General features: G+C 48.8%; 22 protein-coding genes and 1 tRNA gene. 12 read left to right on the top strand and 11 right to left on the bottom strand.

The features are described from left to right. Positions 1 to 147: 147 nt before the first annotated feature. Together mgtE and N7386_RS04945 are read right to left on the bottom strand one after the other, a co-directional pair. Positions 148 to 1,521: a magnesium transporter gene (gene mgtE, locus N7386_RS04940; protein ID WP_279767239.1), complete on the bottom strand. Its 1,374-nt coding sequence runs from the start codon at positions 1,519 to 1,521 to the stop codon at positions 148 to 150. Positions 1,522 to 1,543: 22 nt separating this feature from the next. Then, a complete protein-coding gene (locus N7386_RS04945; protein ID WP_220054833.1) occupies positions 1,544 to 2,245 on the bottom strand; it encodes a hypothetical protein in 702 nt (233 codons plus the stop codon). A 679-nt stretch (positions 2,246 to 2,924) separates the two neighbouring features. On the opposite strand from N7386_RS04945, the gene N7386_RS04950 reads away from it, so the two are divergent. Next, a complete protein-coding gene (locus tag N7386_RS04950; protein WP_279767243.1) occupies positions 2,925 to 4,058 on the top strand; it encodes an endonuclease/exonuclease/phosphatase family protein in 1,134 nt (377 codons plus the stop codon). Between the two features lie 11 nt (positions 4,059 to 4,069). Here N7386_RS04950 and N7386_RS04955 read toward each other — a convergent pair whose 3' ends face one another. From N7386_RS04955 to N7386_RS04965, 3 genes are all read right to left on the bottom strand, one after another. Further along, positions 4,070 to 4,885, bottom strand: coding sequence for a DNA-binding domain-containing protein (locus N7386_RS04955; protein ID WP_279767245.1), 816 nt, complete (start codon positions 4,883 to 4,885; stop codon positions 4,070 to 4,072). After that, a complete protein-coding gene (locus N7386_RS04960) occupies positions 4,882 to 5,763 on the bottom strand; it encodes a DUF692 domain-containing protein (RefSeq protein WP_279767247.1) in 882 nt (293 codons plus the stop codon). Before N7386_RS04960 ends, N7386_RS04955 begins: the two co-directional genes overlap by 4 nt. A 78-nt stretch (positions 5,764 to 5,841) precedes the next feature. Beyond that, on the bottom strand, positions 5,842 to 6,294 hold the full coding sequence (locus N7386_RS04965) for a hypothetical protein (RefSeq protein ID WP_011621764.1): 453 nt from the start codon (positions 6,292 to 6,294) through the stop codon (positions 5,842 to 5,844). A gap of 467 nt (positions 6,295 to 6,761) precedes the next feature. Here N7386_RS04965 and N7386_RS04970 point away from each other — a divergent pair, with 467 nt between their 5' ends. Beyond that, the gene (locus N7386_RS04970; protein ID WP_279767249.1) at positions 6,762 to 7,952 is read left to right on the top strand and encodes a class I SAM-dependent methyltransferase; all 1,191 of its coding nucleotides are present in this window, start codon (positions 6,762 to 6,764) and stop codon (positions 7,950 to 7,952) included. A 91-nt stretch (positions 7,953 to 8,043) separates the two neighbouring features. On the opposite strand, the gene rpiA is transcribed toward N7386_RS04970, so the two are convergent. Next, a complete protein-coding gene (gene rpiA, locus N7386_RS04975; protein ID WP_011621766.1) occupies positions 8,044 to 8,703 on the bottom strand; it encodes a ribose-5-phosphate isomerase RpiA in 660 nt (219 codons plus the stop codon). Positions 8,704 to 8,997: 294 nt separating this feature from the next. Here rpiA and N7386_RS04980 point away from each other — a divergent pair, with 294 nt between their 5' ends. From N7386_RS04980 to N7386_RS05010, 7 genes are all read left to right on the top strand, one after another. Continuing rightward, a complete protein-coding gene (locus tag N7386_RS04980) occupies positions 8,998 to 9,924 on the top strand; it encodes a DUF808 domain-containing protein (RefSeq protein WP_279767252.1) in 927 nt (308 codons plus the stop codon). A gap of 104 nt (positions 9,925 to 10,028) precedes the next feature. Next, positions 10,029 to 10,916: a 3'-5' exonuclease domain-containing protein 2 gene (locus N7386_RS04985; RefSeq protein WP_279767254.1), complete on the top strand. Its 888-nt coding sequence runs from the start codon at positions 10,029 to 10,031 to the stop codon at positions 10,914 to 10,916. Positions 10,917 to 10,961: 45 nt separating this feature from the next. Next, a complete protein-coding gene (locus tag N7386_RS04990) occupies positions 10,962 to 11,930 on the top strand; it encodes a hypothetical protein (protein ID WP_086903359.1) in 969 nt (322 codons plus the stop codon). Positions 11,931 to 12,235: 305 nt separating this feature from the next. Further along, positions 12,236 to 12,312: transfer RNA gene (locus N7386_RS04995), tRNA-Trp, on the top strand. A gap of 159 nt (positions 12,313 to 12,471) precedes the next feature. Then, positions 12,472 to 12,762, top strand: coding sequence for a DUF2946 domain-containing protein (locus N7386_RS05000; protein WP_176370320.1), 291 nt, complete (start codon positions 12,472 to 12,474; stop codon positions 12,760 to 12,762). 84 nt (positions 12,763 to 12,846) lie between these two features. Then, complete coding sequence (locus N7386_RS05005; RefSeq protein ID WP_086903382.1) at positions 12,847 to 14,994, top strand: TonB-dependent siderophore receptor; 2,148 nt, start codon at positions 12,847 to 12,849, stop codon at positions 14,992 to 14,994. Further along, the gene (locus N7386_RS05010; RefSeq protein ID WP_086903357.1) at positions 14,984 to 16,189 is read left to right on the top strand and encodes a heparan-alpha-glucosaminide N-acetyltransferase domain-containing protein; all 1,206 of its coding nucleotides are present in this window, start codon (positions 14,984 to 14,986) and stop codon (positions 16,187 to 16,189) included. The genes N7386_RS05005 and N7386_RS05010 overlap by 11 nt, the downstream gene beginning before the upstream one ends. 83 nt (positions 16,190 to 16,272) lie before the next feature. Here the strand turns inward: N7386_RS05010 and dpsA are convergent, their stop codons facing one another. Further along, positions 16,273 to 16,740 (bottom strand): DNA starvation/stationary phase protection protein DpsA, encoded by a 468-nt coding sequence (gene dpsA, locus N7386_RS05015; protein ID WP_011621773.1) that lies wholly within the window; start codon positions 16,738 to 16,740, stop codon positions 16,273 to 16,275. A 229-nt stretch (positions 16,741 to 16,969) separates the two neighbouring features. Between dpsA and N7386_RS05020 the strand changes: the two genes are divergently transcribed. Together N7386_RS05020 and rimI are read left to right on the top strand one after the other, a co-directional pair. Continuing rightward, positions 16,970 to 17,320, top strand: coding sequence for a DNA polymerase III subunit psi (locus N7386_RS05020; RefSeq protein ID WP_011716111.1), 351 nt, complete (start codon positions 16,970 to 16,972; stop codon positions 17,318 to 17,320). Positions 17,321 to 17,454: 134 nt separating this feature from the next. Further along, positions 17,455 to 17,856, top strand: coding sequence for a ribosomal protein S18-alanine N-acetyltransferase (gene rimI / locus N7386_RS05025; protein ID WP_279770963.1), 402 nt, complete (start codon positions 17,455 to 17,457; stop codon positions 17,854 to 17,856). A 102-nt stretch (positions 17,857 to 17,958) separates the two neighbouring features. On the opposite strand, the gene N7386_RS05030 is transcribed toward rimI, so the two are convergent. Continuing rightward, positions 17,959 to 18,849: a LysR family transcriptional regulator gene (locus N7386_RS05030; RefSeq protein WP_086903355.1), complete on the bottom strand. Its 891-nt coding sequence runs from the start codon at positions 18,847 to 18,849 to the stop codon at positions 17,959 to 17,961. Between the two features lie 173 nt (positions 18,850 to 19,022). Between N7386_RS05030 and N7386_RS05035 the strand changes: the two genes are divergently transcribed. Beyond that, positions 19,023 to 20,057 (top strand): DUF1254 domain-containing protein, encoded by a 1,035-nt coding sequence (locus tag N7386_RS05035; protein WP_086903354.1) that lies wholly within the window; start codon positions 19,023 to 19,025, stop codon positions 20,055 to 20,057. A 63-nt stretch (positions 20,058 to 20,120) separates the two neighbouring features. Here the strand turns inward: N7386_RS05035 and lipA are convergent, their stop codons facing one another. The 3 genes from lipA to ybeD all read right to left on the bottom strand — a co-directional run bounded on the left by lipA (position 20,121) and on the right by ybeD (position 22,095). Next, positions 20,121 to 21,086, bottom strand: a complete 966-nt coding sequence (gene lipA / locus N7386_RS05040) for a lipoyl synthase (RefSeq protein ID WP_011621776.1) — start codon at positions 21,084 to 21,086, stop codon at positions 20,121 to 20,123. Continuing rightward, the gene (gene lipB / locus N7386_RS05045; protein WP_011716113.1) at positions 21,083 to 21,736 is read right to left on the bottom strand and encodes a lipoyl(octanoyl) transferase LipB; all 654 of its coding nucleotides are present in this window, start codon (positions 21,734 to 21,736) and stop codon (positions 21,083 to 21,085) included. Before lipB ends, lipA begins: the two co-directional genes overlap by 4 nt. A 92-nt stretch (positions 21,737 to 21,828) precedes the next feature. Further along, positions 21,829 to 22,095 carry a DUF493 family protein YbeD gene (gene ybeD / locus N7386_RS05050; protein WP_011621778.1) on the bottom strand — a complete coding sequence of 89 codons (267 nt, stop codon included), beginning with the start codon at positions 22,093 to 22,095 and terminating at the stop codon, positions 21,829 to 21,831. Positions 22,096 to 22,198 lie beyond the last annotated feature (103 nt).

Below are 22,198 nucleotides of genomic sequence, written 5' to 3' on the forward strand. Positions count from 1 at the left end.
TTGAGCAAATAAATGCTTAATAATGAGGGAATACAAGTCAGTTATTGCTGAATACCTTGTATTCCCATCATCAATCTTGAGCCTAGAGCTGTGCCGTTATCCTTTGGGTGAGTGTATTGAACAACGGCACTTTAAGTCTCAAGTTACCTATGCCGTCGGCAAGTCGAGTATCAGAGTGGCAATACTAAAGTAAACCAGCACACCAATGATATCGGCTATTGAGGTGATAAGTGGCGCGCTGGCTGAAGCGGGATCCATTTTTAACTTGCTGAGTAAAAAGGGCAGTGACATACCAATCAGGCTGCCAATGAGCACCACAATTTGCATGGTCAGTGCGACGACGAGGGCAATTTCAGGGCCGCCGCGCCAGAAACCGAGCAAGGACACCGCCAGTGCCATACTGGCACCGAGTAATCCCGCAACCCCTAACTCGCGCCCTAGCAGAGAGATCCAATCCTTGAGTATCACTTCGCCGGTGGCTAATCCCCGCACCATTAAGGTAGCGGATTGGGAACCCGCATTACCGCCGCTGTCGATAAGTAAGGGCAGGAAGAACACTAAAGACACATAGCTCGAAATCGTATCTTCGAAAAAGGCGATGCCCGCCCCTGAGAAGATATTGCCAAAGACCAAAATCACCAACCAGACCACGCGCTTACGGTAGAGTAGTCCTATGCTTGCGGTCTTTAAATTGTGCTCGATATTGCCTATGGCCGCGGTTTTGGTGAACTCGAGATCGGCCTGTGAGCTGGCAATGTCCATCGCATCGTCATAGGTCACAATCCCGACCAATTGCCCCTTGCCATTGATGATGGGCAAAGCTAGCAAATCGTAATGGGCGATCATCTGCACCGCTTCTTGGCATTGGGCGTTGGCATCCAAGGCAATGGGGTTGGGCTTCATAAAATCGACCACCCGTTCTTCTGACTGGGCCAGTAGTAATTGCCGTAGCGAGACGGTACCAATTAAGCGCCCCAACATATCAACCACATAGGCTTGATATATGGTTTCTTTGTCGGCGGTTTCCGTGCGGAGCATATCAATCGCTTGGGCGGCGGTATGTCGACTATTGAGCAAGGTATAATCCGATGTCATCGCCGCACCGACCTTGGTTTTATCGTAGGCGGCTAAGGTGCGCAGATCTTCCCGTTTAGCCTGCGCTAACACGGGCAAGAAGAGTTGTTGCTGCTCAGGTTCAAGCAGATTGTAGAGATCGGCGCGCTCATCCGCCGCCATCGTCAGCAAGAGCGACGATAGTGTGGCTTTATCAAGCTGTTGCACTAATGCGGCTTGCTGCTCATCGCTTAAATAGCGCAGTAAATCGGCGGCAACTTTTGCCGGTGCCAGTTGCAAAAATACTAATTGCTGCGGCTGACTAAAGGTGCTGAGCGCGGCGGCAATATCCGCGGGATGGCGCTCTTTGGCCAAGGCGACCATGCTCGCGCTGTCGCGTTGTTCTAGTATGATTTGCAGGGCTAAGATGATTTGCTTAGTGTTTTTTTGGTTGTTGTTCATGTTCATAGGTCATTCTCCCAACGAGCTATTAGCCAAAGAAAAAAGTGATATCTGCACCGAGTTGCTGGGCATTTCCCTTAAGGTCGTTGCCTAGGCTGAATTCGAGTTGCAACTGTCTTTTGAGTAACCATTGATAGGCAAGCCGGTAGGCGTGTGCCTCGGGTGCCTTGCGATAAATTTCGCCGACCCATTGCTGATCTGCGCTTGGCGCTAGGGCAATGGCGACGCCCGCGATCAGTTGCGGCGACTGAGCCGCATGCTGATAAAAGCCCAAATTGCTATAGAGGCGTAAATCCAGCTCCGCCATCTGATATCCCATAATGCCGAGCACTTCTGCGCTAATGGGGTGATGGTCTTGATGATGGTGTTGCAGATTCATGGCCAGCGCGCTCTGCCAAGGGCCCGTGCCAACGTGCAAGGGCAATTTAATGCCCAGCTCGGTTTGCTGTTCGCTATTGCTGCTGTCTGCTTGATCTTCAACGCTTAGATGTTGATGTTCAAAACCTAAGTGCCATTCCCATTGTCCTTGGTTGCAGGTCGCCGCCGTTTTGAGCGTTGTCGCAGAGTGATCGGACCTAGGTTGTTGCCAGCCGAGTTGCAACTCGCAGCGCTCGGCGATGCCGGGATCATCAAGGTCCAGCAAAGAAGCGTTTGCCGTGACGCTAAGGCATAGCCCAAATAGGGCCAAAGGTTGCCGAGCTAAGGTGGATGTATGCTTGATATAAGCCATAGGTAAACTCCCAAAGTAAGGGAAGCCTACTGGGGCAAAACATGCGTGAAGATGTATTCAATGGCCAGCACTCTAGCTCCAGCGCAAGGCCGGATAAAACCAATAGCCGAGCACATGCACGGGCATGATTGGCCATGAGTAAAGGCTTAAATTGAATATATGGGAGTGGAGTGAGAAAGCGTCACGCTACTACCCTGCCTAGCAGGTAGCAGCAAAAACATTGCGGGCTAGTGCTAGGTGTTTAATCCTGTCACTTGGACAGGGCATCTACTGTCACTTATGTGTGTGCCCACAGTGGGTCTCCGCAATGATAAAAGTGGCTAGATTCTAAACCGCGAAAACGCAAAGTCAAACCTGAACGCCAATTCGTCATGTTTATGTTTAAATGTGGTTTTTATTTTTGGGTGAATTGAGTTAGTTGGTTTTGATCTTGTTGTGCCTTGGTGACTAAATGTTATCTGTGAGTGGGTTATTGTTGGTTTTATGGACTTTCCTGCCTAGGTCGCTGGTGGCAATGAGCATGCTGTGATTGATGACCCAAGCGATTTAGGTATAACCTTGGCTATCACGCCTTAAGATGGCATCTCTTGCCTAAGTTGTTGGGTAAAGAGATATTTTGACGCGCAAATCCGTTAAAGGCGCTGTTGAGTGCATGATTTGGCTAAAGAGGAATAATACCGTGGCGCAGCATTCCCCAGAATTGTCGAGTTCAACTGAGTCAACGCAATCGAATATTAAAATTGCGACCGTGAATCTATTTAACTTTATCGAGCCGCCCTCAGCCTTTTACGATTTTGAGAATATCTATAGCCACGGCCAATGGCAGAAAAAGTGCCAGTGGTTTAGCGAGTTGTTGAATCAACACCATCCGGATATTGTTGGTTTTCAGGAGGTGTTTAGCCCCGAACCGTTACGCCAGCTTGCGTTGCAGCAGGGACTCACTCACTTTGCGGTGGTCGATAGTGCGACCTTAGTCAGTGACTATATCTACCAAAGCCCTGTGGTAGCCTTGGCGTCTCGCTTCCCTATCCTTGAGGTACACGCTATTGAGCCTGAGGCGCACTTAGTGGCGGCGATGGGGCTGTCGAGCGAATTTGCCTTTAGTCGTAAAGTGTTACGGGCGACGGTGGCGGTGCCGCAGATTGGCCCCTGTGATTGCTATGTGGTGCATTTTAAATCTAAGCGGCCGGGATTAGCCTTAGAGCCGCATCCTTTGGGATTATCGTTAAATGCGCCGTCGGATCTTAAGTTACACGCCGAGACTAAGTTATTAACCGAACAGGCCCTCGGGCGTTGGGCCTCAACCATGCAGCGGGGCGCCGAGGCGGCATTGCTGTTCCATGCCATACTCGCCAGAAGACAGAGTGCCAAATATCCGGTGATCCTGATGGGGGATTTTAACGATAGTTTGTCCTTAGGCGCGCTGGATGCGTTAACGCTCCAAGGCGAAGCACTGCACAGTAACGATATAAAAGCCGCAGGGCTTGGGCATTTATCCGATGCGGCATTAGCGCAAGTGTTTGGCCACTATCGATTACAAGACGCCTATGAGCTATTTATCGAAGCCAATGTAGCCGATAACGCCGTCCATTACCGTGAGCATAGGGCACCCACCCATTACTATGGCCCTAAAGGATCTGTGCTGGATTATGTGTTGCTCTCCAATGAGTTTGATGCCAGCGATAGCCGCAGTTTGGCGCAGGTGGTGGATTATCAGACCTGTGATAGACACTTAGTCAGGCCCGAATATGAGCGCGATGCCTATAGTACCGACCATGCGCCCGTGATGGTGGAATTAGCACTGCGGCGTTAGCTGCTCAAACTTTAATTGTTCGGCTGAACACTCAATATCAAGCCTAATTGAAACCAAGCTTGCAGTGCTTGCAACAGCTGCTGCATGGCCTCTTCTGGCGCAAAAAAGTTCAGCATCAATTCGCATTGCTCGGCAATATTGGCCCCGTGAATAAATCCTTGAATCAAGGCTAATTGGTATTCTGCGAGAGAGATAAACTCCGTTAAACGACTCTCGCCGCGCCAAAGTAGCCAAGCGCGTTTACCTTGATAATCGGGCGCGGGCGGGACTTGTTGATGCTTTAAGGCTTGCCAAGTTTCTACCGCATTGCTGCCACATTCAAATAGCTGCACGCTAGGGTGAAAACGCAGTTGGCAATAGGACCAAGCGTCGGCGGGTAAGGATTGCAGTGCCACAAAACTTGCGCGCTGTTCATCCTTGGCATCGAAGGCGTTGAGTAATCGGCGCTCGAATCTGGCGATATCACTGATAATCGGATACTGACTAAAAAAAGCGTCGCTGGCTAAGTAGTCTGGTAGGGCATCGGCAAATTGGCGTAGCGAGGTAAAACGTGAGGGCTGGTGGGCGATATAGCCATTGGCCATCCGCGCGAATAAGTCATCGCCTAAATACAGACCGAGTATTTCATGGTCGGTATCGAGGACTTCGGTTAAGCGAATGCGATAGGCATTGGCGTAAATCTGCATCCGTATATCACGGCCAACGCCACCTTGTTCGGCAACCTTGTCGCTAAAGGATTTCTCTATAGTTTCTGCTATCGGCGTTTGGGCGGCACTTGCCAGCAGATAATCCATAAACTGTTTTTGGATCTCGCGAAGCTGACTCATGCCACCGTCTCCTGCCTCGGTCTGTAAACCAGTGGATGTGACTCGCCTAACGTGGTGCGGGCGACGTTGCGAGCAATCGCCAATTCGGCTTCCAATGCATTAAATTCGGGGATATTGGCATCACGCTCAATCATAGTGCTGACGCCACCAAAGCGGGTTAATGCCTGCCGATACAGCTCCCACACACTGGGGCAAACATCGTGATCATGGGTGTCGATAACATAGTCGCCGTAATCCGAGTGACCCGCTAAGTGAAATTGTTGCACCCGATTAGTCGCGATTTGCAGCAGATAATCCTCTGGGGGAAACTGATGGTTACGGGCGCTGACATAGATGTTGTTGATATCTAATAGCAATAGGCAATCGGCCTCCTCGGCTACTGCGTTAACAAATTGCCATTCATTCATGGTCGAATCTTGGTAGGACAAATAGCTGGAGACGTTCTCCATCAGAATGCGGCGGCCTAAAAAGTCCTGCACTATGCCGATGCGCTCGGCCACGTGTCTCACGGTTTCTTCGGTGTAGGGTAGGGGCAGTAAGTCATGGCTATTGATGCCGTGGATGGAAGTCCAGCAAATATGATCCGAAATCCATTGGGGCTGCACTTCATTGGCGAGTTGTTTTAGCGTCTTAAGATAATCCATATTCAGTGGGTCTGTACTGCCGATGGATAAAGAGACGCCGTGCATCACCAGCGGATAACGCTCTGCTATCTCACTCAGGTAATAGCGGGGTTTTCCGCCCGCGACCATAAAGTTTTCCGAGAGTATCTCGAACCAGTCGACCTCGGGCTGATGCTTAAGCACATGATCGAAGTGCTGGGTTCGCAGTCCTAAACCAAAACCTAGGGTGGGGTGAGTGAGACTCTGCTTATCCATGTATAAACCTTATGTTGACTGAGTGGCTGAAGCGGCCCAGATTCCGACCGCTTCTTTATCGATAAACACCTATTTGTATTAGGCGCCGACTTTACCGCCTAAGTCGCCACAGGCTTTAGCTGGGGTGGCTACAAAACCACTGCCTTTACAGCTGGCGTGTCCGGCGCAGGCATTGTCTGCAGTCTTGCAGTCGTTGTGGCCTTTGCAGGTATTAATGCCATAGCAGTGCACTAGCTCGGTATTAGCGATTTTGCCGACCCAATCATCGGCCACTTTGCCGCCGACATCGCCACAACTTTTGGATGGCATAGCCACAAATCCACTGCCTTTACAGCTAGCGTGGCCAGCGCAGGCATTGTCTGCGGTTTTACAGTCGTTATGGCCTTTACAGGTATTCACGCCATAACAGTGGACGAGGTCGCTACTGTCGGCGCTGGTCATGGGTTCTGCAGCATTCACTTGGCTTGCCATACCAGCCATGGCCATAGCAAGTGCTGCACCTGAAAGTGCGGTTTGGGCTTTCTTATTCATGGTTTCTTCCTTTGCATATCTGACGATATGAGTATCTTGTTGATTAGCTTGCTTTTATAACGACAGCACCAATAGGCAGTATATAAAGCGGATGGATAAATACAGGAATAAGCCTAGTTGCTTGTGCAGCTTTTGCTTAAGTCCTGTTACTGGAATAAGACCCTAAGGGAGGTGAATATCTTTCAGCGAAATGCTGTTTATCTCATCGATAATCGCGCTGGCTTGCCAAAAATCGGCTGTGACAACTGGGTTTTACGGCGAAAACTAAGCTATGATCGCCATCACTTAGCGCGGCACTATCGCGCGTTGTTGACGGTTGACGCGCGTTGTTTACGGTGGATGGCTCGCGCTCAAACGATATTAGGTATATTATCCGCTTCCATTTTTGAAGACGGCGCCTGACGAACTTAACGCAGTTTGTTGTGGCGGTTCAATTTAGCAAGGCGGTACTTTTTTAAGGCGGTACTATGGCAGTCAGAATCAAACTTAAACCCGGTCGCGAAAAGTCCCTTGAGCGTCGTCATCCTTGGGTCTTTTCCAACGGGATCCACAACGTTAAAGGTAAACCTGAAGCGGGCGAGACCGTCGATGTGGTTGCCCATGATGGCCACTGGCTGGGCCGTGGTGCCTGGTCTCCAGAGTCTCAAATCCAAGTGCGGATTTGGACTTTTGACCGCGAAGAAGAAATCGACCGTGAGTTTTTTAAGCGCCGTATTCTGCGTGCCCAAGCGGGACGCGACGATCTGATTCGTGAGCAAGGCTTAACCGGTTACCGCTTAATTGCCGCCGAGTCCGATGGTTTGCCCGGTATTACCATTGATAAATACGCCAATGTGTTGGTCTGCCAATTGCTGAGCATGGGCGCCGATGTATGGCGCGACACTATTGTCGATGTGCTCGCCGAGCTGTATCCCGATAGTGCGATTTACGAGCGCTCTGACGTCGATTCCCGCAAGAAAGAAGGCTTAGCCTCTACTATGGGATTGCTCCATGGCACACTGCCTGAAATGCCTGTCATTATTGAAGAAAATGGTATCAAGATTGCCGTCGATGTGACTAAGGGTCATAAGACAGGGTTTTACCTCGACCAGCGCGACAACCGTGCCATGGCCGCGCGGTTTGTGAAGGGCAAATCGGTTCTGAACTGTTTTTGCTACACGGGCACCTTTGGTCTGTACGCCGCTAAGGCGGGCGCGGCCAGCATTGAAAACGTCGACGTGTCGGCGCTTGCCCTCGATACTGCGCGTTTAAACATGCGAGTCAATGGCTTAAATGATGACAATGTGCATTACAACGAAGCCGATGTGTTTAAGTTACTACGTCAGTACCGTGATGAGGGTAAAACCTTCGATGTGATCGTACTCGACCCGCCAAAGTTTGCCGACAATAAGTCGCAGCTCAATGGCGCCTGCCGTGGCTATAAAGATATCAATATGATTGCACTACAATTATTAAATCCGGGCGGGGTGCTGTTGACCTTCTCTTGCTCGGGATTAATGCCTGCGGATCTGTTCCAAAAAATCGTTGCCGATGCGGCAGTGGATGCTAAGCGTGAGATCCAATTTATCGAGCGTTTAAGCCAGGCGAGCGATCACCCTATTGGCAGCGCCTTCCCAGAAGGTTTTTACCTCAAGGGCTTAGTGGCTCGAGTGTGGTAATTGCTTCATCGTTTTAGGGGAATAAAAAATGCCAGTGCAGTTGCACTGGCATTTTTGTTTCTCGCATTGGAGTCTTTTGACTCACCTTGCCTTAAGCGGTAAAGGTTTTCACGCCTTCAGGGGTGCCAACCAGTAACACATCGGCGCCGCGTTTCGCGAATAGACCGTTGGTGACTACGCCGACGATGGCATTGATCTTCTCTTCTAATTCCTTAGGATTGATGATCTTAAGGTTGTAAACGTCGAGGATCACGTTGCCGTTATCAGTGACAACGCCTTCACGGTACACTGGGTCGCCACCGAGTTTGACCAGTTCACGGGCCACGTAAGAGCGCGCCATTGGGATCACTTCAACGGGCAGTGGGAATTCACCTAAAATATCCACTTGTTTAGTGTTATCCACGATACAGACAAACTTTTCAGCCACAGCTGCAACGATTTTCTCGCGGGTTAATGCCGCGCCGCCGCCTTTGATCATGTCCATATGGCCGTTGATTTCATCGGCTCCATCGACATACACAGATAATTTATCGACGCTGTTTAAGTCATAAACTGGGATGCCAAGGGCTTTCATCTTTTGGGTTGAGGCTTCAGAGCTTGATACCGCACCTTCAATATCGGCCTTCATGGTGGCGAGAGCATCGATAAAGTGATTGACGGTTGAGCCTGTGCCTACACCCACAATGCTGTCTTTCTCAACGTATTTGAGAGCAGCCCAGCCAGCGGCTTTTTTCATTTCATCTTGAGTCATGTTGACATCCTGTAATGGCAAATGAGTAAAAATTCTGGGCTTAGTATACTCTTTTCCATCAAAGTGTGTGGTGCTATTGCACTGTAGCTGTGATCTTGGGCGGTGATCTTATGCAGTGTTCGGCTTAACGTGCTTAAGGATTTAATCGCTAAGCGAACTCGTTAAAATAAGTGATGTGCCTAAGATAAAGCCCATTTCGCTATTGACGATTCGCTAGGCGGACTTAATCTAACTAAGTTACTATGGCAAAAGCAGAATTGATAAAAACAGCATTATTTGTTTAAGGGAGCATGTATGGCAGGGGCGAGTTTATTAACCTTACTCGACGATATTGCATCCATTTTGGATGACGTGGCGGTGATGAGTAAGGTCGCGGCCAAGAAAACCGCCGGGGTTTTAGGGGACGATTTGGCCTTAAACGCCCAGCAAGTGACAGGCGTGAGTGCTGACCGTGAATTACCCGTGGTCTGGGCGGTCGCCTTAGGTTCGTTTCGCAATAAATTGATTTTAGTGCCGGCGGCCATGTTGATCAGCGCCTTTATTCCTTGGGCTGTGACGCCCTTATTGATGTTCGGCGGCTTGTTTTTATGTTTTGAAGGCTTTGAGAAATTACACCACAGCTATAGCCATCGCAAAGACAAACACGCGGAGCAGGCCGAATCTGACTTACCCGAGATAAGCGATCTGGCGGCCTATGAGAAGGAAAAGGTGAAGGGCGCAATTCGCACCGACTTTGTGTTGTCGGCAGAAATTATTGCCATCACTTTAGGCATAGTCGCGGATAAGTCGCTGACGACGCAATTTTTTACCCTCGCCATTATCGGTATTGTGATGACCATAGGCGTTTATGGTTTGGTGGCGGCGATTGTCAAAATGGACGATGCGGGTCTGTATCTGAGCCAGCGTCAGGGCGAGTCGAGTTTTACTCGCTTTAATCGTCAGTTGGGTTTTGGCTTACTGAGCGCGGCCCCCGTGTTGATGAAGGGCTTAACCATTATTGGTACTGCTGCCATGTTTATGGTGGGCGGCGGCATTCTAACCCATGGATTACATTGGGTCGGCGAGCAAATCCACCATGCCGAGCAATTTGTGGAAACCATTGCCGTTGTCGGCCCAGTGCTTGGGTTACTGACGCCGAGCATTCTTAACGCGCTCTTTGGCATTGCGGCGGGCGCGGTGGCGGTACTGCTGATGACTGGATTCCAAAAGCTACGTAACTGATGCGTTTTTGCTCCTTTATTGCTGACCATTATAGAGTCAGCTAACCCGAGTTGCGCGAGTGCTAAGATGCTCGCGGCGATTATTTCAACGCTCAAGGACGAAGTATGCAATTAATGCGTTATTGCCTTTCTCCCAATAAGTTGGCTTGGCTGCGTCAGGAATTAGGCGAACATGCCGACGAGCTTATCGCGGCGATGGATGCTGCTGGGAGTCAATATCTTGCAGGGTTAGCCGAGTCACAAGCGGGGGACTTATCGGCAGCCGATTCGCAACTTAAGTTCCAATGGTTTCAGCAAAAACTCGCCCTAACGACGCGATTAACCGATGCAGAGCTGGCAAACCTCGAACCACTGTCGCTGGTGGATATAAAGGGCGAAATGCGGGTTGAGTTAGTCACGCCCGATACGCTTGCCTCCGCACTACAACAACTTAGCCGTGAATCCGTGCTGGGGTTTGATACTGAAACGCGGGCAAGCTTTGAGCCGGGTGTTCAACATCCCTTGAGCTTAGTGCAATTGGCGACCTCAGATACCTGCTATTTATTTCAGCGGGCGGTATTGGGTGAGAGGCTTGCTGAGCTTAAACCTTTACTCGAAAATGAACAGATCCTCAAAGTGGGGATTGGATTAAGGGGCGATGGCCAAGCGCTGAAACGGGATTGGGATATTCAGGTTTTCCCTCGACTCGATTTGAATTGGGCGATGGCGCAGCTCGGCGCCGGGAAGGAAATGGGCACGCGGCAATTGGTGGCGGCATTACTGCATAAACGCATCGATAAACCTAAAAAAATTACCCTCTCGAATTGGCAACAGGTACCTTTATCCCAAGCGCAAATTCAGTACGCCGCCCTCGATGCATTGGCGGCGAACCTCTGTTTTTGGCAGTTAATCGACAAGCTACAAGGTTTTTATGGCAAAACGACTGTCGGTAATAAACCCTTATTGCCGCCGAGTTTAGCCGCGCGACTAGCAAGCTATTTTCATCCGGCTTAAGACTTAAGATAAAGGTCGCGAAGATAAGGATTAGGGGGACGAGCGATGTTGGATGCTATTTGTGTACTCACAACCGAGACTGCGGCAGAGCACGCTTCGTCGCCACTACGACTCAACCCTAATGCTCAGGCTGGTGTCACCTACAGTGTGTTCAAGTTTCAGCAGTTACCCGAGGCTGAGATTGAGCGTTTGCGCCAACATTTATATTGCCCCGCCTGCTACGGCAAAGCCTATTTTCGTAAAGCATCTAAGGATGGTAGGGCCGCCTGTTTTGGCTCCCGTTACCATGAACTCGATTGCATCGAATTTAATCCGTCGGCGCAAAAGTCCCGTGAAGAACAAGATGCCCTTGAAGTGCAGCAACAACTGCTCGACGCCGATGCCTTGGTGATCGATTTTTCGCTTAATTCCACCAATAAGAGACAATCTGACTCAGCGCTCAACGTCAAGGCTCTCCAAGAGCAAGAGGTTGGAGCCAAAAGTACAACTGCAAATGATACCGAGCCATTAGAGTCAGTGCAGGAGCCCAAAGCTGGCTATCAGGTGACGACCGATAAGCCCGAGATAGCCATCACGGCAAAGCGTACTCCGAGCCAAGGGCTAGAAAAGTTACTCCATAGCCTGCTGCGTGGCTCGGATCTGGCGACTTCCGAGCTTTGGGTTTACACCGATGATGAGCGCAAGTATCGCTGGCGGGCGAAGAATCTGTTTGTAAATTTCGCCGATGCGGATCCGACGGATAACAAACCCCATATGTACTGGGGCACTATCTCCCATAGTGATCCGACCTTATCTTGGCTTAACCCCGCCGACAGTAAAGACATAGGTATTCCTATCGAGGCCGTCAAAACTAAACTGTTTAAGCGCTTTAATATCGAAGATAAACGGGATTTAGAAGGCGCAGGGCTTATCCTGTTTGGTAAGTGTTTTTGGAATAAGGATAAGACCCGCAAAATTATCCAGCTTTGGGACAATGATTTACGGCGGATTTTTATCTCAACCCTTGATGATTAACCATACGTGATGGGATTGGGTCGCGAGTGCGTGGTACACGCTGCGCTTTAATTTATCTTTTAAGGCATTTTCACGACTCTTTTGTTGGGAGAGGCAATAAATAATGCATCAAACTTCAGTATTTACTCCGTAGTAATTGGGTTTTGCACATACAGTACTAAGCGTAAATGCCGACTTTTTCAGCTTTATGCCAATTAAATCAACAGTAGATGGCAAACTTGTTTGAAAATTCCTCAGTTAATTAAGTTTGTTATAAAAAGTCCTTTACCTTTTAGAGTGCTTTTAGCATAATGCCCCACGTCAACAGGGGTGTAGTTCCAATTGGTAGAACAGCGGTCTCCAAAACCGATGGTTGCGGGTTCGAGTCCTGCCACCCCTGCCAAATAAAACAACGGCTTGCATAGAAATATGCGAGCCGTTTTATTTTGCGCGCGATAAAATTTCCCCTGCGTATTTGCTTACATTTGTTAAGTAAAGGTATTTGCAACTTTCGTAGGGTCTAACATACAATCGCAAGCCCTTTGGTTTGAGGATGTATGGTTTGAGCTCTGTGATGCAAACAAGGCGCAGATTGGCACTATGGCTTGCAGCCATCTTAGTGTTGCTGTCTGTTGCGTTTGCGGTGCACAGTGTTTCCCACCTCAATGATGATACCAAAGCCCATTGCGCGCTGTGTTTGCATCAGCACCAATTGCAGCATGCCATCTCATACTCTCCGCTAGATTTTCAAGTTACTCAACAGGGCGTTATCTCGGTTGAGTTTGATGTTATTTCCTTTAAGACGCCATTTAGGCGCCACTTCCATAGCCGCGCGCCGCCGCTAATAGCCTAACTCCTGCTTTTTATCTATTTCTCTTATTTTTCGAGCGCCTTGGCTTAACTAAGGTGCCCGATGCTGTTTATTTTTGGAGTAAAAATGGCTACTTATGTCATTCAAAAGCGCTCGGCATTCGTGCTGGGCGTAGCGTTATTGGCGTTGGATGCGAGTGTTCCCCTATTGGCCGCCGAGGCTGTGCCAACTGATACCGCTGGACTTAATGAGGATATCGAACGTTTAAGCATTCATTATCGCCAGGCATACCGCGGCAATGTGCCGGCGACTGAGTTGCCCCAGGCAATTACTGTGCTGGATGAGCAACTGATTAAAGATACTGGGCTGACGCGTTTTCAAGACTTATTGGATTATTCCGCCAGTGTCGCGCGGCAAAACAACGGTGGTGGGTTATGGGATAGTTTTTCGTTACGGGGCTTTCCTGGGAATGAAAACATGCCATCGGGCTATTTAATCAATGGTTTTAATGGTGGCCGAGGTTTTAGCGGCCACAGAGACCTATCGAACGTGGCCTATGTGGAAATTCTCAAAGGCCCGGGCTCGGCGCTTTATGGACGCTCGGAGCCCGGCGGCACTGTAAATATTGTGACTAAAAAGCCGCAGTACGAGGCGCAGGGCTATTTAAAAGCGTCCGCGGGGAGTTTCGATCAATATCGGTTAGAAGGGGATTTTACCTCGGGGCTGACCGATACCTTAGCCTTTAGGATCAATGGTGCTTGGCAGGAGCATGACAGTTTTCGCGATTATGTGTTTAGTGATAAAAAAATCGTCACACCATCGCTGCGCTGGCAACTGTCGGATAAGTCATCGCTCCTGTATGAGGTTGAATATCTTAAGCAAGAACAGTTATTTGACCGTGGCGTAGTGGTGCTCAATAACGACTTTAATACCGTGCCCCGTTGGCGTTACTTGGGTGAGCCCAATGATGGGCCAACAAAAGTGGATGCGACTGGGCATCAGTTTACCTATGAGTATGAATTGAATGAGGATTGGTCGCTTACCGCGGGTTATAACTATCGCGATTCGAGTTTAAATGGCTACTCATCGGATGCCGAATTAGCAAAGGGACGTCAATCCTTATATGACGATGGCCGTACTCTGACGCGTCAGCATCGCTATCGAGATTACGCTTCTGAAGACCATTCAGTGCGGGCTGAACTCAGCGGTCAGTTTAATACTGGCAGCATAAGGCACAATCTGCTGCTCGGGACAGATGCCTATCATTATCGACTGAAAACAGGGCTTTACCGTTATCGAGGCCAGAAGGGCGCCTATGCTATCGATATTTTTACCCCCCAATATGGCGCTGCTCAGCCTGAGGTGAGTCTGTTGTATGAAAACCGAGAGACTCAAGATGCTTGGGGTGCCTATTTACAGGATCAATTGGAGTTAACTGAGCACTGGAAACTGCATTTAGGGTTAAGGTTTGACCGTTATTCCCAAGAAATCTCAGAGCAGGTGAACGCGAGTCTGTCGGAACAAAACGACCACAGAGTCAGCCCGAAAGTCGGATTAGTGTATCAATGGTCTGAGGCGTTAAGTGTCTATGGCTCCTATTCGGAAGGATTTTTACCGCTTTCAGGCACTGATTATGCGGGTAATCCCTTCGAGCCAGAGGAGAGCAAATCCGTCGAGTTGGGGGTTAAGTTCAATAGCACTTGGTTTGAGCTTCCCGTCAATGGCAGTGTGGCTTGGTTTGATGCGCAAAAGAGCAATATCTTGACCTCAGATCCCGTCAATGTCGGCTTTTCGGCGACCCTTGGTGAAGCCAAGAGCACGGGGATTGAATTGGATGTCGCGGCCGAGTTGACCGAGAGCTTACAAGCGACCTTGTCCTATGCCTACCTGAATACCCGCACGGCGAACGACAGTCTGAATCTAGATTGGGGCGTGTTAATTCCGGCGGGCAGTCCACTGGTCAATGTGCCAAAACACACGGGCAGTATCATTCTCAAACAGGACTTAAATGATCTATCTATCGACGGTCATTTAGGGCTGAGTTGGCGTTATGTGGACTCACGCTTGGGCGATTCGGCCGATCCGAGTTTTCAATTACCGAGTTATCAGCTGCTTGGAATGTTCTTCACAACTCGGCTTGGTGAAAACCTCAGTCTTGCGCTCAATGTCGATAACCTGCTGGATGAGCACTATATCGCCAGCAGTTATTCGGCGCTGTGGGCTGTGCCGGGTGAGCCACGTAACGTTAAAGTGAGTGTCAGCTATGAATTCTAATGCCACAGTGACACCCGCCGCTTCGCCTGATAAGCCTCAGCTGCAAGGGCGTCAGCGGATCAATAGCATCGACATGAAGCGCGGCTTAGTGATGCTGATTATGTTGCTCGACCATGTGCGGGAGCGGTTTTTCCTGCATATGCAGGTGAGCGATCCTATGGATTTAAGCACTACCAACTGGGCGCTGTTTGTCAGCCGTTTTGCGGCGCACTTTTGTGCGCCGGTCTTCGTCTTTTTAACTGGGGTATCGGCTTGGCTTTATGCCAATCGTGGTTATGGCGAACCGCGCTCTGCGCGTGAGTTTTTAATCAAGCGCGGGCTATTCTTAATCGCCCTCGAGGTGCTGGTGATTAATTTCTCATGGATGGGCAATTATCACACCCTGTGGTTGCAGGTGATTTGGGTGATAGGGCTGAGCATGTTGGCTCTGGCGGCACTTATCAACCTCCCAAGGCTGTGGATGGCATTACTCGGGCTATTGATTGTCTTTGGCCATAACCTATTGTCGCCTATTCATTTTACGCCAGATGAGTGGGGCTATAGTCTATGGACCATATTGCACGACCGAGGTTATTTGATTGTCGAGGGCGAGCTTAAACTGAAGATAAGTTACCCAGCGCTACCTTGGATTGGCGTGATTTTATTGGGCTATGTGGCAGGCCCCGTCTTTGGCCGAGGGAGTGATGCGTGGCAGCGTCAGCAAAAATTGATATTGCTAGGGCTTGGCTGCGCTCTGCTGTTTGGCTTGCTGCGCGGATTCAATCTCTACGGCGAGACGCTACCTTGGCAGTTTGGCGATACTCTAGGCCAAACCCTAATGTCGGTATTTAACCTCACTAAGTATCCGCCATCACTGAGCTTTTTGTTGGTGACCTTGGGCGGAATGTTCTATAGCTTAGTGCTGTTTGAGCGCTATTTTGCCGCAGGCAGTGTATTAGGTTGGGTAGGACAGAGGTTAGCAGTGTTTGGCTCAGTGCCTATGTTCTTCTATATCTTGCACTTATATGTGCTGCTGTTGCTGTATTCGCTGGCTAAATGGGGATTTGGCGCAAACCATGGCGAGCTGTTTGGCGTAGCACATATGGGGTGGGTATGGCTGATAAGCTTAGTCTTGATCCCCTTACTCTATTACCCCGTGCGTTGGTTTAGCCGTTACAAAGGACAGAGTCAGCAGGCTTGGCTTAAGTATCTCTAAATTGGCTTTAGTACCGATAAATGCCTAATAAAAATGGCCGAGCGCGTGACTGCTCGGCCATTTGGCTTGGGATGATGAAAGGGTTATTCGCTTAATAAGCTACGTAACATCCACGCATTTTTCTCATGGAGTTGGATGCGCTGGGTGAGTAAATCTGCCGTTGCTTCATCGTTGGCTTGGCTAACCAAGGGATAGAGCGCTCGAGCGTTTCGAATCACCACTTCTTGGTCGCTTAACAGTTCACGGATCATGGTTTCTGCTTTAGTGACACCTTGATCTTCACGGATTTCGGTCAACTTGGCATAGGCCGAATAGGAACCTAATGCCCTTGCGCCTAATGCGCGCACTCGCTCGGCGATTAAATCGACCGCTAAGGCAAGCTCGGTATATTGCTGTTCAAACAATAAGTGCAAGCTAGTGAACATGGGGCCTGTGACGTTCCAGTGGAAGCTGTGGGTCTTAAGGTAAAGGCTGTAGCTGTCGGCCAATAACTGATTTAACCCAGCGGCGATTTCTTCTCTGTGACTCTGGTTGATGCCGATGTTAATCATGGAAATTCCTCCTATTGTCCTACTCAATGGGGATAGCTTATCAAATGAGCTAAACATCTAAAGCGGTTAAAATAGATTCTATAAATCGAATTTATAGATTAATCTTTACAGCCTAATTGGGATTTTGGGATGGATTTGCATGGAGACCTGCGTCGTGACAATAACATTCGGTCTATTTAGCTGGTATCCTTGTACTTGTGTTAGAGCCGAATGAAACCCCAATCACCCCATGAATAAATCAGCCTATTTAGCCGCAATGGAGATTACTCCCTGGCAGCTTCGCGATACTAAAGTGCGACCTTATCAAGTGGTTTGGGATGCAGACGAGATGACGCCCGCCGCCGAGCCTTTACTCGAAACCGTGCTCGGATTAATCGGCATCAGTAAGGACGACTGTGAGTTCAACACTGAGCCGCATAAGGGCAAAACCATAGTCTGGGATTTACGCCGCAATAGGGTTAGGCCCAGAGTAGCTTGGTTAGTGTCAGATCCTTTAGCGGACTTGCTGTCACGCAGTGAGGCAAAGCGTGCCTTATGGGCCCAGATCTGCCAGTGGCGTGAGCAGCAATTAACGGCTTAAGTCTCTATTGGTCGCCCTGTATACATTATCGTGAGTTACCTTTTAATTTGGATTTTCCCGTGAGTCATCAAGTCCTTAAAACCCTGAGTGAATCGTTGCAAATTGTGCTCCTGACGCCAACGGATGTAAGCCAAATGGCGCGCATTGAAGCGAGCGCCCATTCCCATCCTATGAGTGAGAATAATCTTGCCGACTGTTTTGGCCACTTGTACCGCGTCCTTGGATTAATGCAACGCGATGGCGAGTTACTCGGCTTTGCGATTGTGCAGCAGATTGTTGATGAGGCAACACTGCTGGATATTTGTTTGTCGCCAGCGCAACAAGGGCGAGGTTATGGGCATCTGCTACTCACGGCGGTTATCGACGGCGCTAAGGCTACCAAGGCCGTGGTGCTGATGCTGGAGGTTCGCGAATCAAACCTTGCCGCGCGCGCACTTTATCAAAAGCGGGGCTTTGTCGAAACAGGCCGTCGCAAGGGCTATTACCCATTGGCTGAAGGCAAAGAAGATGCGATTTTGATGGATCTGACTATATAACATGAGTGTTTATTCACAATCGACAGCAATATTTAAGTATTTAATTACTTTGGAGTAATGTCACAGAAGTCCTCAAATCGAACGTTCCAAGGCTTTGACCATTTAGGTTTTTGGATTTGTGATAAAGAGCTGTGTTATCAGCTGGAGCAGATATTGGTTAAGCGGTGAGTGCCTGTCTGTGACTCGGGTATTGAGTGCCCAAGCGACGGGATAATTTACAAATTCAGCCCCCTTCACTTGCACAAATTCCGTGCCTTGCAACCGTAGTGGTAATACATTCGCGACTTTTTGATTGTTCATAAGCTTTAATGCAAATGAGGCGGTATCGATCTCATGGGCATAATTTAAATCTATCTTGGCTTGCTGTAAGTGCTCGATAAATTGAAATTTTTGCTCATTCCAACCAATGGCTCGTTGCTTGATAAAAGGCCATTTTTTGACTTGGCTCCATTGATATTCGGCGTACTGCGCCGCTATCGCAATGGTGAGTTGATCGTCACATATTTTCTTTTGATAAATGCCCGCAAGTCTTGTCCCTGTGAGTAAATGCACTCCTAGAGTCATCTGCCCTGACACCAGTTTATTTTCCGTTTCATCTCCCCACGCATGAAGAGTGATGCTGGCCTGTGGTAGCTGTTGCTGCAACGATTGGTATAACGCTAAGCCAAATCTTTCCATCACCAGATCCGGTAGCGCAATATGAATGGGATCGGCATAGCTTAGGGGATCGAACTGATTGGGCTGAATCGCCTCTTCGAGATCTGTGAGCGCTAATTTGAGTTTAGGTAGAATGGATAGAGTATAACTGGTGGGTTCAAATTGCCCTGCGAGTCGAATAAATAACTCGTCGTTTAACTGTTCCCTGAGACGAGCGAGTTGTTTACTGACGGCGCTGTCGGTTAAACCCAAAGTGACTCCGGCCTTTTTCAAGCTTTTCTTGTCCGCTAAGACGACTAAGGTTTTAAGCAGATTGAAATCAAGATCGAGACGCATCAGTAGTATCCACAAATTGAATTTAATTCAAGGATGAATATCCTCGAATTCCTAATGTGCTGTCTATTATATCACTTATTGACGATGCGCTTGGTTTTTGGCTCGACTAGTATTAACTTGGATTGCCATGGACCTAGATGCTAAATCTATTTGTGTGAATGGAGAAACGAACGATGTTAAAGAAAACCGCGATATCTTTGTTAGTAGTGTCAGCAGTATTAGGTGTTACCTCTGTACAGGCGAACGACAATCAAGTGATCCCAGTGACAACAGATAATTATGTTGAAGCAGAAGTCGATATTTCCTTTGCCAATATATATAAAACTGCAGGGGCCAATAAGTTTAGACATGACCGTAATTTAATTGCGCTTGACCAACAACCCGCTGTGACGATGAATCGCGATACAGTGTATTCGTTCGGGATTTTCTATGTGCCAAAGGGAACAGTGATCACCTTGCCCGAATCCAAAGATCATCGATATCAATCGGCCATGATCCTCCAAAGTGATCATTATATTGACCAAGTATTTTACGGCGCGGGTGATCATGAAATTAAATCTCAGACCGAATTTGTAGCGATTGTGGTGCGTACTCAAGTGGATACTAAAGATCCCAACGACATTAAGTATGTGAATACGCTACAAGATCAAATTAAGGTCACTTTTCCAAAAGGCGTTGAGGTTAAAGAGTATCATCCGCGGGAATGGGATTTAAAGAGTGTGGATAGTATACGCACCGAATATCAAGAGAAAGCGGCCAAGTTGCCCAATTTTAATGAAACCTCTGGCGCCCATGGCACTTTAGATCCTGAAAAACAGAAAATGGGTGTTTCCGTCGCATTGGGATTATTACCGCCGCAGGATGCTATGTACCTTTATCGTGACTATGGGTTATCAAAGAATATTTGTTATTCGGCCACTTATCAGGTTCCGGGGTTTAATAAGTTAGGATTCTTCTCCTTCACTATGTATGGTGCAGATAAATACTTGCATGAAGGACAGTCAAATCTGAATGACCGCAGTATTAAGTTTAATGCCGATGGGACCTTCACTTTGCATTTCGGCTCTAAGGAAACCTGTGGCAATGTGGATAATCTATTAGATACACCTTCGGATAATTGGTATTTAGGTATGCGGGTATATCGCCCTAAGCAGGATGTGATCGACGGTAAATATCAATTACCACAACCGACTCCCGTGAAGAAATAATATCTCGAGACTAAAACCAGCCCTATTTATGGGCTGGTTTTTTTACTTTATTCCAAGCGAAGATTACTTTACTTCTTTACCTTGAGCTTGCAGGTCTGCATGGTAGCTTGAACGCACTAATGGACCACAGGCGGCGTGAGTAAAGCCAAGCTCATCGGCAAGGACTTTAAGCTCATCGAACTCGGCTGGTGACACGTAACGCTCAACCGGCAGGTGGAACTTAGACGGTTGCAGATATTGGCCTAAGGTCAACATTTCGACCTTGTGCTCACGTAGGTCACGCAGCACTTGAGCGATTTCTTCGTTGGTTTCACCTAGACCCATCATCAGTCCCGATTTTGTCGGCACATTAGGGTGACGCTCTTTAAAGCGCTTCAGTAGGTCGAGTGACCACTGATAGTTCGCACCCGGACGCGCTTTGCGGTAATGCATAGGCGCTGTTTCGAGGTTGTGGTTGAACACATCAGGCGGCTCGGTCGACAGAATGTCGAGGGCGGCGTCGATACGACCACGGAAATCGGGCACTAAGATCTCAATCTTAATTTCAGGATTGAGTTTACGGATCTCACGGATACAGTCGGCAAAGTGCTGGGCACCGCCATCACGCAGGTCATCGCGGTCAACAGAGGTGATGACCACGTATTTCAGCTTCATATCGCGAATGGTTTGCGCCAGTTTGACCGGCTCTTCTGCATCAGGTTTCAATGGACGGCCATGGGCTACGTCGCAGAATGGGCAGCGGCGAGTACAAATTGCGCCCAAAATCATAAAGGTCGCGGTGCCGTGGTTAAAGCATTCTGCCAAGTTAGGGCAGGAAGCTTCTTCACAGACCGAGTGCAGACCGTTCGAACGTAATGCTTGCTTGATCTCGAGAATGCGTTGGTTAGAAGCGGGCAGTTTGACCCTTAACCAATCGGGTTTGCGTAACATGGTTTCGCGCTCAGAGGGCACGATTTTAACCGGAATGCGCGAGACCTTATCGGCATCTCTTAATTTGACTCCGGGTTGTAAACGTTCAGGCCTATTCATGACGCTGCTAATCCTTGATGATGAACTAGTTGTTGGTAGCCCAATAGTTGGCTAAGGGTAATAATGAGTTGGTCGCCTGCTTCTATCACGGTTTGTGGGCCGCCCAGTTCCTTGCATTGCACCATTTCAAGCCCAGCATAACCGCAGGGGTTAATACGGCGAAACGGCGCTAGATCCATATCGACATTCAATGCTAAGCCGTGGAAGGAGCAGCCCTTACGAATGCGAAGCCCTAAAGAGGCGACTTTGCGCTGATCCACATACACGCCCGGCGCATCGGCCTTGGCGTAGGCATTGATATCGTATTTGGCGAGCATATCGATAATGCTTTGCTCGATATGGGTCACGAGCTGACGGACGCCAATCTTGCTGCGTTTAATATCGAGGAGAGGGTAGACAACTAATTGTCCCGGCCCGTGGTAAGTCACTTGGCCGCCACGATCCACTTGGATCACGGGAATATCACCCGGATTCAAAATATGTTCGCTTTTACCTGCTTGGCCTTGGGTAAATACGGGTGGATGTTCAACGATCCACAGTTCGTCTGGGCTATCGCTGTTACGTGTGTCGGTGTAATGCTGCATCGCATGCCACACAGACTCGTAATCCTGTTGTCCCAGATGCCGAATATGCAAAGTGGTGTCTTGCAAGGGCAACCTCTCCCCTAGAATTGAGTGGCGCTATTATACGCCTCTTGACCATAAATGTAAGACAGATCACATTTCATGGCCTTGAGGAATACTTATAGTACGCGGCGTACGCCTTCGATACCGGCAAGCTCAGTGTACAGAGTCTCAATATGATCTTTGCTGGTCACTGTGACGCGGATGGTCACAGAGTAGTAGCTACCTTTGCTTGAGGCCTTAACCGTAGGTGAATAATCACCTGGGGCGTGTCTTTGCACTACGGCAACGACTCTGTCGGTCAGGGCTTCGTGGGCATCGCCAACCACTTTGAAGGGGAAGGCGCAGGGGAACTCCATGAGTTCATCAAATTTCGTGTTTAACATAGTCGTGCTCTATAACCATTTTAATGGGAACTATATGGTGACGATTATACCCGATTCAAGGGCGATACTCCCCCAAAAACAACTAAGCCACCCGAAGGTGGCT

The organism is Shewanella sp. GD04112, assembly GCF_029835735.1.
Lineage (GTDB): Bacteria > Pseudomonadota > Gammaproteobacteria > Enterobacterales > Shewanellaceae > Shewanella.